Below are 13,910 nucleotides of genomic sequence, written 5' to 3' on the forward strand. Positions count from 1 at the left end.
GGCTTGAGGATGACGGTGTACCTGTGGGAGCGGGTTTACCCGCGAAGAGGCCGGTGCAGGCTCAACCGGCAGCCGGCTTTTTCACCGCCCGGGTTTTCTTCACTGCCACGGCCTTCTCGACCGGCTCAGCCGCTACCTTGGGCTTGGCCGGGGCCCGTTTGCGCGGCGCCGCCTTGGGTGCCAGTGCCTCGGCTTCGGCCAGCTTGCGAGCCATGTCCCAATGGCGGTCTTCCTGGCCGGCGGGCTTACCCTCGGACTCCCAGATCTGGTAGGCAAATTCGCGGATACGTTTTTCATCAACACTCATCATGACGCTCCTGATGTTCAAGATTGTTGTATCAGCAGGTTGACCGGAAACTCCGCCAGCACGGCGCTCAACATCAGCTCCCTGCAAGAGCTGACCGCAGCGCTGGGGAAAAGTCCCGTCGAGTTGGCAGGCGACAAGGCAAACGGCAGGTTTACCCGGGTGTCGTCCCAGTTCTGTGCCGGGATCAGGGGTATCGGTGCACCTGCCAGCAGGGTACTGGCCAGGCGTGGCGCGATGATGACGGCCCGTTCGCCCTCGCCAAGGCGAGCGAACGCGATCACCTTGTCGGCATGCCGACCCTGCACGGTCAGGGGCAGGTAGGCGCCACGACGGAACAGCTCGGCATGGGCCTGGCGGCAGTCCAGCACCCGGGCGATCAGCGCCTGCTTGAGGCGGCCATCGCGCCAGTGTTCCAGCAGCTCGGCAACCGGCGTTGCATCGTCCAGGGTGCGACGCCGGCACGCGTAGTCCACGGCGCGCCGGTTATCCGGGTCGACCAGGCTGAAATCCCAGTATTCGTTGCCCTGGTACAGGTCCGGTACGCCCGGCGTGGTCATGCGCAGCAGGGCCTGGACCAGGCCGTTGAGGGCACCGGGGCAGGCCAGCAGCTGTACGGCGTCGGCCAGCGACTTGCACAGCTGCTGGTTCTCGCCGTCCAGCAGCAGGCCATCGATGTAGCGGGCACAGGCGCTCTCGTAGGCTTCGTTCGGCGCGCTCCAGCTGCTGTGCAGCTTGGCCTCGCGCAGGGCTTTCTGCTGCCACTGGCGAATGCGTTCGGCGTACTGGCCAAGGGCGTTGACATCGTGCAGGTCGAGGTCCAGCGGCCAGCTGCCCAGCAAGGTCTGCAACAGCATCAGCTCGTCGCCGGGGTTGGGCGCCGGGCCGTCATCCAGTTGCGTGCGCAACGGCGTGGCCAGTTCGCGCCAGTGTTCCATTCGGCTGGCCAGCCACGGGCCGCGCTCGCTGAGCACGGCCAGGCGTGCACGAGTGTCTTCGCCGCGCTTGTGGTCATGGGTGGCGCTTGCCAGCAGGTTGTCGGGGAAGTCGCGCAGGCGCCGCTGGGCCTCGTTGTGGAAGTGCTCGAGCGGGGCGCTGAAACGCTCGGCGTCGAAGCCCACATCGTTGCGCGACAGCAGCCGCGCGCTGCGGTAGAAGGCGGTGTCTTCCACGGCCTTGGCGGCGCTGGGTGCGGTCAGTTGCTGGAAGCGCACGCAGGCGTGGCGTAGCTGCTTGCGCGCCCGGCCTGCTGGCAGGCGGCGCCAGGCTTGCCCGCCCAGCCATTGTTGCAGGTGCTCGAGCAGTGGCCAGTCGGCTTCGCCGAGGTCGAGGCGGGCATTGGCCAGGGCCTGCTGGAAAAACCCTTCGTCTTCTGCCGGGCGCCCGCAGGCATTGAAGTAGGTGCGATACACCGGGTAATGCGCCACCAGCGCCTGCAAGGCACGGCGAATCGCGCCCAGGGTCAGGTCGCGGGTCATCAGGTCGTTGCGCGCCACCTGCAACAGCGCCTGGGCCACCGACTCGCAGTCGCCGGCCAGGCTGGCATTGAGTACCAGGTGGCGGGCCTGACGTACTTCTTCGGGGAAGTCGGGGCGTTCGCTCACATTGGCCCACAGCTCGGTCAGCGCTGCTTCGCCTGCCGGGTCGTGCTGCAGCAGCGAAACCTGGTTCATGAATTCATAGCCGGTAGTGCCATCGGTAAGCCAGTCGCGGTGCAGGTGCTCGTTGGCGCCGAGGATTTTCTCCACGTAGATCGGGAAATGCTCCAGGGCGGCATTCAACGGCCGCCGTGCCAGCAGGCCATCGACCCGTCGGCGCAGCTTGCGGCAGTAACCGCGCGGGTCGGCCAGGCCGTCGATATGGTCGATGCGCAGGCCGTCCACCAGGCCACGCTCGATCAGTTCGAACAGCTTGGCGTGGGTGGCCTCGAACACCACCGCGCGTTCCACCCGCAGGCCGCCCAGCTCGTTGATGTCGAAGAAGCGCCGCCAGTTGATGTCGTCGGCGGCGGTGCGCCAGCTGGCCAGGCGGTAGGTCTGGCGTTCCAGCAGCAGGTGCAGGCGCTTTAAGCCACTCTCGCTGCGGCTGTCGAACGCCACCAGAGCCGATTCGAGGTCAGCGCCTTCGCCCGCCAGGCGCGCCAGTTCAGCTTGCAGGGGCAGGGCGTCGGCCAGCGGCGTGGCCGATGCGTTCAACGCGGTGAAGCGTTCGGCCAGGGCCTTGAGCGCCGGCTCCGGGCTGAGGGCGAGAATCCAGCCATAATCGACCGGGCAGATCGGGAAGCGGTGTTGGTAATGAGCGACCTGCAGCAGCCCATGGTGCTTGTCGAACTCGAGCGGTATCTCGCCATTTTTCAGCGCCACGCCATAGTCGCTGGCGAGGAACGGCAACAGCAACTGGCCGGCCAGCAGTGGGTCGCTGGAGTGCCACTGGATGTCGAAGAACTCTGCATACGGGCTGCGCCGACCCCAGGCCAGCAGGCTCTGCCACCAGGGGTTGTCGGCACCGCCCACGGCCATGTGGTTGGACACCGTGTCGAGGATCAGCCCCATGCCGTGCTGACGCAGGGCGGCGACCAGCCGTTGCAGCGCCGCTTCGCCGCCCAGCTCGGGGTTGACGCAGGTCGGGTCGACCACGTCGTAGCCATGGCGCGAGCCGGCGCGGGCCTTGAGGATGGGCGAGGCATACAGGTGGCTGATGCCCAACTGGGCGAAGTACGGCACCAGCGGCACGGCGTGATCGAGGGTGAAGTCACTGTGAAACTGCAGGCGCAGGGTCGCGGTCAGCGCTTTCATCGGTCACGCTCCCAAGCCTGTTCGCGGGCCTGGGCCAGCAGTTCCAGGCGCCGCGCAGCGTCTTCGTCGTCGAGCAGTTCACGTACCGGCCGGGCAAAGCGTCGGCGCCAGTTGGGGTGGCCGGCGGTGGTGCCCGGCAGGTTGGGTTGCTCGTCGCAACCCAGCAGGTCTTCCAATGGCACCAGCACCAGCGGTGCGCGGGTGTGGCCAACGTAACGGATGGCAGCGTCGATCAGCGCGTCGTTGTTCGGCAGCGTGCCGTAGTTGGCCTCCAGGGTGCGGCGCAAACCATCGTGCTCCTTCTGCCGCTCGTGGCGCCAGTGCAGTTCGGTGGCAGCATCGATCAGTTGCAGGCGGTGGCTCCAGTCGATGTCGCGGTTTTCCAGCCAGCCGGCCAGCGGCGCCAGGTCGTGGGTGCCGGTGGTGGCCAGGGCGTTGTCCGGCCAGTCGAGAATCGGCTTGAAATGGCCGGGCTGGGTCTGCTCGAAGGGCAGCACGCGCATGCCCAGCACGGCCTTGGCCGCCAGTTGCTCGCGCAGGCCGTCCGGCACGGTGCCCAGGTCTTCGCCGAGGATGATTGCCTGGTGGCGCACCGACTCCAGGGCCAGCAGGCGTAACAGATCATCCAGCGGGTAGTTGAGGTAGGCGCCTTCGCTGGGCTTGGCCCCCTGCGGGATCAGCCACAGCCGGCGCAGGCCCATGACATGGTCGATGCGCAGGCCGCCGGCGTGGGCGAGGTTGGCCCGGAGCATTTCGATGAAAGCGCGGTAGCCGTTGCGCTTGAGCCCTTCAGGCGAGAAGGCGCAGATGCCCCAGTCCTGGCCGGCACGGTTGAGGATGTCAGGCGGTGCACCCACCTTCAGGCCTGCCAGCAGCTCGTCCTGTCGGCTCCAGGCCTGGCTGCCGGAACCGTCGGCGCCCACCGCCAGGTCAGCGATCAGGCCGACCGCCATGCCGTTGCCGCGCGCTGCTTCCTGGGCGCGTTGCAGGCCCCGTTCGGTCAGCCATTGGCAGAAGGCATGGAACTCGATCTTGGCCGGGTAGGCGTTGGCGAAGGCCTCCACTTCCGGGTGGTATGGGTCGTGCCAGGCCTTGGGCCAGTGGCGCCAGTCGGCGCCCAGGCCATGCTCCACGGCCTGGGCCTGCAGCACCTCGAAGCGGCAATGGTGCTCCAGGGCCTGGCCACCGGCTTCGCGGAAGCTGTCGAAATCCTTGCGCAGCGGGTGGTCGCCCTGGCTGAAGCCCTGGTACAGGGCTTCGAGCAGGCGCTGTCGGGCGCTGGCGGCACGCGGCCAGTCTACCAGCGGGCCTTGCTCAAGGTCTTCGAGCTGTTGCTCCAGGCCGCAGGCTTCGATGGCCACGCGCACCTCCCGCTCGCCGAGCAGCGCGGCTGGGCTGGCGTACAGGGTATTGAGCAGCAGGCGGCTGGAGGGCGAGTAGGGGCTGTAGTGCGTCTGGTCGATGGCCGACAGGGCGTGGATCGGGCTGATGGCCAAGGCATCGGCGCCGCGTTCGGCAGCCGCGCGGGCCAGTTGTTCCAGGGCCAGGCAGTCGCCATAGCCGCCATCGCCGGGGCGGCGCAAGCTGTACAGCTGCACCGCCAGGCCCCAGCAGCGCGGTGGCGGCTGTTGCACCCGGTCTTCAAGGCTGTGGCAGCGCAGCGGGGCCACGGCCACGGTGAAGCGGCGGCTGTCGATTTCCACCTGGTGGTAGCCGATGGGCAGCGCGCCGGGCAGGCGGGCCTGGTCGTCAAGGCTGAGGGTGAGGGCGCTGTGGTCCTCCAAGGTGCAGTGCGCGACGCTGGCGGCGCTGAAGTAGCGCGCCAGTGCCAATGGCTGGCCTAGGTCGGCGGTCAGCAGCGGCGGCAGGTGCTCACTGTCTTCGGCAGCGTCCACGGCGCGCAGGCTGGCGGCGATGGCGGCGTCATCGTTGGCAGGGTGGCCAAGGCCTTCAAGTATGTTGCGCAGTACCTCGTCGCTGACACGCTGGGGCCGGGCATTGGCGTCGATCCAGTCGCGGCTCAGCCCGACGCGGCTCGCCAGACGGTGCAGGGCGGTTTCGCTCATGGGCACTCCTGGGCAGGGGGAAGCAGGCTGACCACGCAGCTGTAGGCGGCCAGATGGGTATCGGGGTGCCGGGTGTCGCTGCTGTCGAACAGGCGGTTGGCCGGCGCGGGCAACTCGACCACCTGCGGGGTGGCGGCCAGGTTCAGGTCGATGCGCAGGGTGGTGCCATTGCCCAGGCACCAGCGTGCGGTCAGGGCCTTGTCGCCGTGTACTTCGGCGCCCAGCGCCCGGCTGCCGGGCAGGTGCGGGATCACATGGCGGCGGCGCAGTTCGAGCAGGTGCTGGTACAGGCCGTGCCAGCCGGCGATCACTTCCTTGCCTTGCGGGCGGGAGGCCTCGAAGGTCTGTTCGGCGTTGGGGTCGGGGATGCGTTGGCGCTGCTCGGGGTCGGCGAAGGCGGCGAAATGGGCGAACTCGCCGCGCCGGCCTTCGCGCACGGCGTCGGCCAGCTGGTCATGGAAGTCGGTGAAGAACAGGAACGGTCGGCAGCTGCCATCGTCGTCGCCCATGAACAGCAGCGGAATCATCGGCGCCAGCAGCAACAGCCCGGTGGCCGCCCGCAGCGCCTGCGGTGGGCACAGGCGGGTCAGGCGCTCGCCCAGGGCGCGGTTGCCGACCTGGTCATGGTTCTGCAGGAACAGCACGAAAGCGCTGGGTGGCAGGTGCGCGCTGGGTTCGCCGCGGGGCGTGCCATGGCGGTTGGCCTGGCCCTGGAACACGAAACCTTCGGCAAGGCAGCGGGCCAGCTGGTCGATGGGGCGCTGCTGATAGTCGGCGTAGTAGCCTTCGGTTTCGCCGGTCAGCAGCACATGCAGGGCATTGTGGCCGTCGTCGTTCCACTGGGCGTCGAAGCCTTGCTCCAGCAGGAAGGCCTGGTTGTGTTCGTTCTCAAGTACCAGCCATACGTGGCGGCCCGGTTCCACCGCAGCGCGTACCCTTTGCGCCAGCTCGACCAGAAAGTCGGGCTGGTCGATGGCGTGCACGGCATCCAGGCGCAGGCCGTCAAAGCGGTAGTCGCACAGCCACATCAGGGCGTTCTGGATGAAGAACTCGCGCACCTGCGGGCGACGGAAGTCGATGGCTGCGCCCCAGGGGGTCTGCCGGTCTTCGCGGAAGAACGGGCTGGCGTACTGGTGCAGGTAATTGCCGTCAGGGCCGAAGTGGTTGTACACCACATCGACCAACACCATCAGCCCGTGGCCATGTGCCTGGTCGACCAGCGCACACAGCTGCTCGGGGCTGCCATAGGTGTTTTGCGGCGCATAGGGCAACACGCCGTCGTAACCCCAGTTGCGCTCGCCGGGGAACTGCCCCAGCGGCATCAGTTCGACGGCACTGATGCCCAGTTCGGCCAGCCGCGGCAGTTGCCGGGCGACCCCGGCGTAGCCATCGAGCAGGCCGACATGCAGCTCCTGTATGACCGCCTCGTGCCAGGGCCGGCCTTGCCAGGGGTGTCGCCAGGCATAGCTGGCCACATTCACCACCTGGCTCGGCCCCTGCACGCCATCGGGCTGATAGCGCGAGGCCGGGTCGGCCACCTTCAGTGCACCGTCGATACGGTAGTGGTAACGGTCACCGGCCTGGCACGGGGCCACGCCGGTGAACCAGCCATCATCGTTGGGCAACAGCTCGATGGCCGGCTGCTGCTCCAGTTCCACGCTCACGCTGCGCGCATCCGGCGCCCAGAGGGCGAAGCGCGCCGACGTGGCGTCCAGCAGGTGTGCGCCATGCCTGTGCATCTTCAACTCCCCGCTCAGTAGTGGCTGTGCTGCGCCTGCTTGACCAGGTCCTCGTACAGACGTGCATAGGGCTCCACGGCCTGGCACCAGTTGAACGGTTGGGTCATCGACAGGCAGCGCATGGCGTTCAACAGGTCCTTCTTGCCATATACATAGAAGGCGCGGCTGAGTGCCTCGCGATAGCTCTCCACGGTGGACTCGTTGAACAGGAAGCCGGTAACGCCGCACTCGATGGTGTCGGCCAGGCCGCCGGTCTTGCGCGCTACCGGCAGCGAGCCGAAGCGCTGTGCGTACATCTGGCTGAGGCCGCATGGCTCGTAGCGAGACGGCATCAGCAGGAAGTCGCTGCCGGCGAACATGCGCCGGGCATCGGTTTCGTTGAAGCCGATGCGCACGCCGATACGGCCTGGGTGGCGTAGCGCCAGTTCGCGCATGGCCTGCTCTTCTTCCGGCTCGCCGCGGCCGATGATCGCGATCTGCCCGCCTTGCTCGACGATGTAGTCGGCCACACCCAGGGTCAGGTCCAGGCCTTTCTGGTAGACCAGGCGCGAAACCACTGCGAACAAGGGCCCTTCGGAGGGCTGCAGTTCGAACAGCGCGCGTACTTCCTGGGCATTGCGCGCCTTGCCTTCCCAGTCGTTGATGCTGAAGTTGTGCTGCAGGTGCTTGTCGGTGGCCGAGTCCCAGCTTTCGTCGATGCCGTTGGGAATGCCGCCGAGCAGGCCTTGCTGGGCCTTGCTGGCGAGGAAACCGTCCAGGCCGCAGCCAAATTCCGGGGTAGTGATTTCCCGGGCATAGGTGGCGCTGACCGTGGTGATGTGGCTGGCGTAGGCCAGGCCAGCCTTGAGGAACGACAGCTTGCCGTAGAATTCCATGCCTTCCTGCTGCATGGCGTGTTCGGGGATTGCCAGTTCCGGGCTGCAGCCGCGGCTGTACACACCTTGGTAGGCCAGGTTGTGGATGGTGAACAGGGTTGGCGTGCTCAGCCCGCGCCAGTGCATGTAGGCCGGTGCCAGGCCGGCGGGCCAGTCGTGGGCGTGCACCACTTCGGGCTTCCAGTGGATCCTGCCTTCGCCGGCGGCGATTTCGGCGGCGGCCAGGCCCAGGCGGGCGAAGCGGATGTGGTTGTCGGGCCAGTCGCGGCCGTTGTTGGCACCATAGGGAGTGCCGTCACGCTGGTACAGCTCGGGGCAGATCAGCACATAGATGACCAGGCCGTCGGCCATGTCCATGCGCCCGATCTTGCACGGCGGCAGGGCGGCGTGGCCGCCCAGTTCTCCGACGATATGGATGGGGTTGTCGCTTTCCATCACCTGGCGGTAGCCGGGGATCAGCACCCGCACATCGTGCAGGTGCGCCAGGGCGCGGGGCAGGGCGGCGGACACGTCTCCCAGGCCACCGGTTTTCACCAGGTCGGCGATTTCCGAGGTCACGAACAAAATCTTGCGCTTGTTGCGGTTGTGCTGGCGCTGGGCGCCGGGTGCCTTGCCTGTCGTGGCGAAGTCCGGGGTGAGCGGTTCGCGGTTGTCCGGGTTGAATGAATCTACGTGAGGCTCGACAGCGGCACTGATCATACTTCTCTCCGTCCCTATGCTTGGTCGGGTGCTGGCACCCGTGGCGATGTTTCGTGTTGGTTCTCTCTGATTCTGGATTCTGCGTAGTGCGTTCCATGCCCCAGGGTCGTGCACGCAGGCACGGCGCGATCGGCATTCCGGCCGAAGGCGATTGGGCTGGTGGGGTATGTGGGCCGATGCTGGGAAGTCCCTTTGCGTTTGGCCTACTTAGTTCCTGACCTGCCCGCGTTCCGGAAAGTTCGACTTTTTTTCGTCACTCTTCCGTTGAGCAAATGGCGGGCCGAAACCCGAGTGTAGGAGAGAAATAGATGAAAAGGTGACCCGCTGGTCACTATTGTCATGCCGCGGAATAGACGCAAACGTTGGCGTTTGTGACCGAATGTGAAAAGGTGCGGGCGGGGTTACGGGGATGGTGCGCCAAATTGTGGCTTTCAGGTGCTGATGCACCAGAGTGGGGCGCAAGGCAGATGTTGGATTCTTTCGCAGTCTTCGTGGGAGCGGGCTTGCCCGCGAAGAAGCCGGGCCTGGAAAAGAGGAATCAGAGAGAGACAAGCAGAGTGGGAGCCGTTCAGCTCCCACGAGAAGAAGGTAGAATCAGAGGCTGACAGCTTTGTCTTCAGCGCGTTGTTGCGCCAGCAGCAGGTTCAGTTGGGCGACCTGCTGGCGCAGCTGGTCACGTTCGTCCTTCAGTTTACGCAGCTCATCACGGCGCACGGAGACATAGAGGGTCTGGGTTGGGGTTGCAGGCATCAAAGTACCCATGGACACACCTCGCGGTTTTGGCTGGTGACAAGTTAAAGCGTAGACGCTTCACGCGGGCGCATTCTGAATTCTTTCGCAGGTCTTGGGAACTTTTTTGTTTATCGTGGTCCCGCCGTTCGTCGCTGAACCCTCGAGCGGTACGCTGGACTAATCTGAAAAGCTGGATTGTGTTGTCATTTATTTCGAAAGGGGAGCATCGGCTCATGCAACTGGGAATCATCGGGCTGGGCCGCATGGGCGGCAATATCGCAAGGCGCCTGATGCGCGCCGGCCACCGTACTGTGGTGCATGACCGCAACCGTGAGGCCATCACAGGTCTGGAGGGCGAGGGCGCCCAGGGTGCGCACGACCTCGGTGCGCTGGTACAGAAGCTGAAAGCGCCGCGCGCGGTGTGGGTCATGTTGCCCGCCGGCGAGCCCACCGAGCATACCATCGCCCAACTGGCCGAACTGCTGGAGCCGGGCGATGCGATCATCGACGGCGGCAACACCTTCTACAAGGACGACATGCGCCGCGCCGCCGAACTGGCCAAGCGCGGGCTGCATTACCTGGATGTCGGCACCTCGGGCGGTGTGTGGGGCCTGGACCGTGGCTACTGCATGATGATCGGTGGCGAAAAGGAAGTGTTCGAGCGCCTGGAGCCGCTGTTCAAGGCGCTGGCCCCGGGCGTGGGTGACATCCCGCGTACCCATGGCCGCAGCGGCGAGCACCAGCGTGCCGAGCACGGCTACATCCATGCCGGCCCACCCGGTGCCGGGCACTACGTGAAAATGGTGCACAACGGCATCGAATACGGCCTGATGCAGGCATACGCCGAAGGCTTCGACCTGCTGCGCAGCAAGGGCGGCAACGAACTGCCGGAAGACCAGCGTTTCGACCTGAACGTGGCCGAAATCGCCGAAGTGTGGCGGCGTGGCAGCGTGGTCACCTCGTGGCTGCTCGACCTCACCGCCGATGCGCTGGTGGCCGACCCGCAGCTGTCGCAATTCAGTGGCTCGGTGTCCGACAGTGGTGAGGGCCGCTGGACCATCGACGCCGCCGTCGAGCAGGCGGTGCCGGTACCGGTGCTGTCCAGCGCGCTGTTCGCCCGCTTCCGCTCGCGCCAGCAGCAAGGCACCTATGGTGACAAGATTCTCTCGGCCATGCGCCTGGGCTTCGGTGGCCACGTCGAGAAAAAAGCCGAATGACCAAACAGAGCATTCCGGCTGCTCCGCCATGCACCCTGTTCCTGTTCGGCGCCAATGGCGACCTGGTAAAGCGCCTGCTGATGCCGGCGCTTTACAACCTCAGCCGTGACGGTCTGCTGGACCGCAACCTGCGCATTGTTGGCGTCGACCACAACCCGGCCACTGCCGAGGAATTCGCCGAACGCCTGCACGCGTTCATGGTCGAGCGTGACAAAGGCGGCGAGGGCACGGCCAAGTGCCTGGATGAGAAGCTCTGGGCACGCCTGGCCAAGCGCCTGGATTACCAGACCGGCGACTTCCTCGACCCGGCCACCTACCAGGCCCTTGCCAAGCGCATCGACACAACCCGCCATGGCAACGCCATCTTCTACCTGGCAACCTCGCCGCGCTTCTTCCCCGAAGTGGCGCAGCGCCTGGGGCAGGCCGGGCTGCTCGACGAATCTGCCGGCGGCTTTCGCCGGGTCGTGGTGGAAAAGCCCTTCGGCACCGACCTGGCCAGCGCCGAGGCGCTCAACGCCTGCCTGCTGAAGGTGATGGGCGAGCGGCAGATCTACCGCATCGACCATTACCTGGGCAAAGAGACGGTGCAGAACATCCTGGTCAGCCGGTTCTCCAACGGCTTGTTCGAATCGTTCTGGAACAACCACTACATCGACCATGTGCAGATCACCGCCGCGGAAACCGTCGGCGTCGAGACCCGTGGTGCGTTCTATGACAGCACCGGGGCGCTGCGCGACATGGTGCCCAACCACCTGTTCCAGTTGCTGGCGATGGTGGCCATGGAGCCCCCGGCCGCGTTCGCCGCCGATGCCGTGCGCAGCGAAAAGGCCAAGGTGGTCGGCGCCATCCGCCCATGGTCGGCGAAGATGGCCCTGAAAAATTCCGTGCGTGGCCAGTACGGCGCCGGCAAACAGGGGCGCAAGCAGTTGCCTGGCTACCGCCACGAGCCCAACGTCGCGGCGGATAGCCAGACCGAGACCTATGTGGCGCTCAAGGTGATGATCGACAACTGGCGCTGGGCCGGCGTGCCGTTCTACCTGCGAACTGGCAAGCGCATGAGCGTGCGTGATACCGAAATCGCCATCTGCTTCAAGCCTGCGCCCTATGCGCAGTTCCGCGAGTCGGAGCTGGAGCGGCCCAAGCCCAATTACCTGAAGATCCAGATCCAGCCCAACGAGGGCATGTGGTTCGACCTGCAGGCCAAGCGCCCCGGGCCGGAGCTGGTGATGGAGAATGTCGAGCTGGGCTTTGCCTACAAGGACTTCTTCAAGATGACCCCGGCGACCGGCTACGAGACGCTGATCTACGACTGCCTGACCGGTGACCAGACCTTGTTCCAGCGGGCTGACAACATCGAGAACGGCTGGCGCGCGGTGCAGCCGTTCCTCGATGCCTGGGCCCAGGGCGGCGAGGTGCATGAGTACCCGGCCGGAGAAGACGGGCCCGAGGCCGGCAATGAATTGCTGGCGCGGGACAAGCGCGAGTGGCATCGCTTGGGGTGAGGTTTCTGTAAGGCCTGTGCCGGCCCTTTCGCGGGTAAACCCGCTCCCACAGGGATATCGACGGTTTCAAGGCCTGTGATGTACCTGTGGGAGCGGGTTTACCCGCGAAGAGGCCGTCACAGGCAACCACACAAAGGAGCCCCAATGCCTGCCCACATCGAAGACTATGCCCTGCTGGGCAACTGCCGCAGCGCCGCCCTGGTCAGCCGCGATGGCTCGCTCGACTGGCTGTGCCTGCCACGCTTCGACGCCCCCGCGGTATGCGCCGCCCTGCTGGGCAACGAAGAAAACGGCCGCTGGCGCCTGGCCCCCTGCGACCCGGTCGAACACAGCAGCCGCCAATACCTGGACGACACCTTGGTGCTGGAAACCACCTGGGTCACCGCCACCGGCCGCGCCCGCGTGCTCGACTTCATGCCGCTGGGCGAGGTCAACTCGCTGGTGCGTATCGTCGAGGGCCTCGCAGGCGAAACCAACTTCGAGATGGACCTGGTGATGCGCTTCGACTATGGCCGCAGCGTGCCCTGGGTAGAACGCCTGGACCCGCGGACCCTCAGCGCCGTCGCCGGCCCCGACCGGCTGATCCTGTGCAGCACCGTCCCCCCGCATGCCCGCGACCAGCACACGGTCGCCCGCTTTCGCGTTGGCGCGGGCGAACGCCAGGTGTTCAGCCTGCGCCACCAGCCCTCGCACCTGCCGGTGCAGCCCGGCTGTGATATCGACGAAGCGCTGGCGCAGACCATCGACCAATGGCAGGCCTTCGCCGCCCGCTGCCCACAGGTGGGCCCATACTCCGCCCTGGTGCGCCGCTCGCTGCTGACCCTCAAGGCCATGACCTACGCGCCCACCGGCGGCATCGTTGCCGCCGTCACCACCTCGCTGCCCGAGCGCATCGGCCACGAGCGCAACTGGGACTACCGCTTCTGTTGGCTGCGCGACGCGACCATGACCCTGCTGGCCTTCATGAACCTCGGCTACTTCGACGAAGCCCAGGCCTGGCGCGAGTGGCTGTTGCGCTCGGTGGCCGGCAACCCCGAGCAGATGCAGATCATGTATGGCCTGGCCGGTGAGCGCGACCTGCAGGAATACACCTTGCCGTGGCTGGCCGGCTACGAGCACTCGCAACCGGTGCGGGTGGGCAATGCAGCGTCAGGGCAGATGCAACTGGACATCTACGGCGAAATCGCCGATGCCATGACCCAGGCAATAAAGGGTGGCTTGCCCCGCCATCCACGTAGCGCCGCCATCTCACGTCTGATCCTGCCTTACATCGAGCGCATCTGGCGCCAGCCGGACGAAGGCATCTGGGAAGTGCGCGGCGGCCGGCAGCAGTTCGTGCACTCCAAGGTCATGGCCTGGGTTGCCTTCGACCGTGCCGCAGGGCTGGCCGACACCACCGAGGAAGGCCGCGAGCGTGGTCAGCATTACCGCCAGGTGGCTGACGAGATTCGTCGTGAAGTATGCGCGCGGGGCCTGGACCCCAGCGGCCGTTTTTTCGTCCAGGCCTATGGCTCGACCGAGATGGACGCCAGTTTGTTACACATCGCCCTTACCGGCTTCCTGCCGGCGGATGACCCACGCTTCTTGCGCACGCTCGAACAGGTCGAACAGCGCCTGATGAAAAACGGTCTTCTGCTGCGCTATGACAGCGACAGCTGTAGCGATGGCCTGACTCCAGGGGAGGGCACCTTCCTGGTGTGTTCGTTCTGGCTGGCCGACGTATATGTTCTGCTAGGTCGCCAGGCAGAAGCGCAGGCACTGTACGAACGCCTGACCGGCCTGTGCAACGACCTCGGCCTGCTGGCCGAACAGTACGACCCGGCGGGCCAGCGCATGCTCGGCAACTTCCCCCAGGCGTTCAGCCATATCGGCATCATCAACACCGCACTGAACCTGCACCGCGCACAGTGCCCGGTGCGTGATCGGGCGAGTTGCGGATAGAGTCGCATCCTTCGGTAATTAATGTGTGACGCATTGAGTC

Annotated in this window: 9 protein-coding genes; 3 read left to right on the plus strand and 6 right to left on the minus strand. The window is 66.0% G+C overall.

Features of this window, described 5'->3' with window-relative positions; all coding sequences use genetic code 11:
• Positions 1 to 61 precede the first annotated feature (61 nt).
• The 6 genes from RR51_RS08100 to RR51_RS31185 form a co-directional block, all read right to left on the minus strand.
• Positions 62 to 310: a DUF2934 domain-containing protein gene (locus RR51_RS08100; protein ID WP_039613149.1), complete on the minus strand. Its 249-nt coding sequence runs from the start codon at positions 308 to 310 to the stop codon at positions 62 to 64.
• Positions 311 to 324: 14 nt separating this feature from the next.
• Positions 325 to 3,099, minus strand: coding sequence for a malto-oligosyltrehalose synthase (locus tag RR51_RS08105; protein WP_039613150.1), 2,775 nt, complete (start codon positions 3,097 to 3,099; stop codon positions 325 to 327).
• On the minus strand, positions 3,096 to 5,165 hold the full coding sequence (malQ, locus tag RR51_RS08110; protein ID WP_039613151.1) for a 4-alpha-glucanotransferase: 2,070 nt from the start codon (positions 5,163 to 5,165) through the stop codon (positions 3,096 to 3,098). The genes RR51_RS08105 and malQ overlap by 4 nt, the downstream gene beginning before the upstream one ends.
• Positions 5,162 to 6,904, minus strand: coding sequence for a malto-oligosyltrehalose trehalohydrolase (gene treZ, locus RR51_RS08115; RefSeq protein WP_039613152.1), 1,743 nt, complete (start codon positions 6,902 to 6,904; stop codon positions 5,162 to 5,164). The genes malQ and treZ overlap by 4 nt, the downstream gene beginning before the upstream one ends.
• Before the next feature lie 14 nt (positions 6,905 to 6,918).
• Positions 6,919 to 8,478, minus strand: coding sequence for a glycogen synthase GlgA (gene glgA, locus RR51_RS08120; RefSeq protein WP_013973326.1), 1,560 nt, complete (start codon positions 8,476 to 8,478; stop codon positions 6,919 to 6,921).
• Between the two features lie 594 nt (positions 8,479 to 9,072).
• A complete protein-coding gene (locus RR51_RS31185; RefSeq protein ID WP_015270996.1) occupies positions 9,073 to 9,240 on the minus strand; it encodes a DUF6026 family protein in 168 nt (55 codons plus the stop codon).
• A gap of 152 nt (positions 9,241 to 9,392) precedes the next feature.
• Here RR51_RS31185 and gnd point away from each other — a divergent pair, with 152 nt between their 5' ends.
• The 3 genes from gnd (at position 9,393) to RR51_RS08135 (ending at position 13,870) form a co-directional block, all read left to right on the plus strand.
• Positions 9,393 to 10,427 carry a phosphogluconate dehydrogenase (NAD(+)-dependent, decarboxylating) gene (gnd, locus tag RR51_RS08125; RefSeq protein ID WP_152619868.1) on the plus strand — a complete coding sequence of 345 codons (1,035 nt, stop codon included), beginning with the start codon at positions 9,393 to 9,395 and terminating at the stop codon, positions 10,425 to 10,427.
• Complete coding sequence (gene zwf / locus RR51_RS08130; RefSeq protein WP_039613154.1) at positions 10,424 to 11,929, plus strand: glucose-6-phosphate dehydrogenase; 1,506 nt, start codon at positions 10,424 to 10,426, stop codon at positions 11,927 to 11,929. The genes gnd and zwf overlap by 4 nt, the downstream gene beginning before the upstream one ends.
• A gap of 144 nt (positions 11,930 to 12,073) precedes the next feature.
• The gene (locus tag RR51_RS08135) at positions 12,074 to 13,870 is read left to right on the plus strand and encodes a glycoside hydrolase family 15 protein (RefSeq protein ID WP_039613155.1); all 1,797 of its coding nucleotides are present in this window, start codon (positions 12,074 to 12,076) and stop codon (positions 13,868 to 13,870) included.
• Positions 13,871 to 13,910: the final 40 nt, after the last annotated feature.

It is taken from the genome of Pseudomonas sp. C5pp (assembly GCF_000814065.1).
GTDB classification, from domain to species: Bacteria; Pseudomonadota; Gammaproteobacteria; order Pseudomonadales; family Pseudomonadaceae; genus Aquipseudomonas; species Aquipseudomonas asiatica.

Coding starts and splice junctions, on each gene's coding strand:
- RR51_RS08100 (WP_039613149.1), bottom strand. CDS start 310: ATGATGAGTGTTGATGAAAAACGTATCCGCGAATTTGCCTACCAGATC.
- RR51_RS08105 (WP_039613150.1), bottom strand. CDS start 3,099: ATGAAAGCGCTGACCGCGACCCTGCGCCTGCAGTTTCACAGTGACTTC.
- malQ (WP_039613151.1), bottom strand. CDS start 5,165: ATGAGCGAAACCGCCCTGCACCGTCTGGCGAGCCGCGTCGGGCTGAGC.
- treZ (WP_039613152.1), bottom strand. CDS start 6,904: ATGCACAGGCATGGCGCACACCTGCTGGACGCCACGTCGGCGCGCTTC.
- glgA (WP_013973326.1), bottom strand. CDS start 8,478: ATGATCAGTGCCGCTGTCGAGCCTCACGTAGATTCATTCAACCCGGAC.
- RR51_RS31185 (WP_015270996.1), bottom strand. CDS start 9,240: ATGGGTACTTTGATGCCTGCAACCCCAACCCAGACCCTCTATGTCTCC.
- zwf (WP_039613154.1), top strand. CDS start 10,424: ATGACCAAACAGAGCATTCCGGCTGCTCCGCCATGCACCCTGTTCCTG.
- RR51_RS08135 (WP_039613155.1), top strand. CDS start 12,074: ATGCCTGCCCACATCGAAGACTATGCCCTGCTGGGCAACTGCCGCAGC.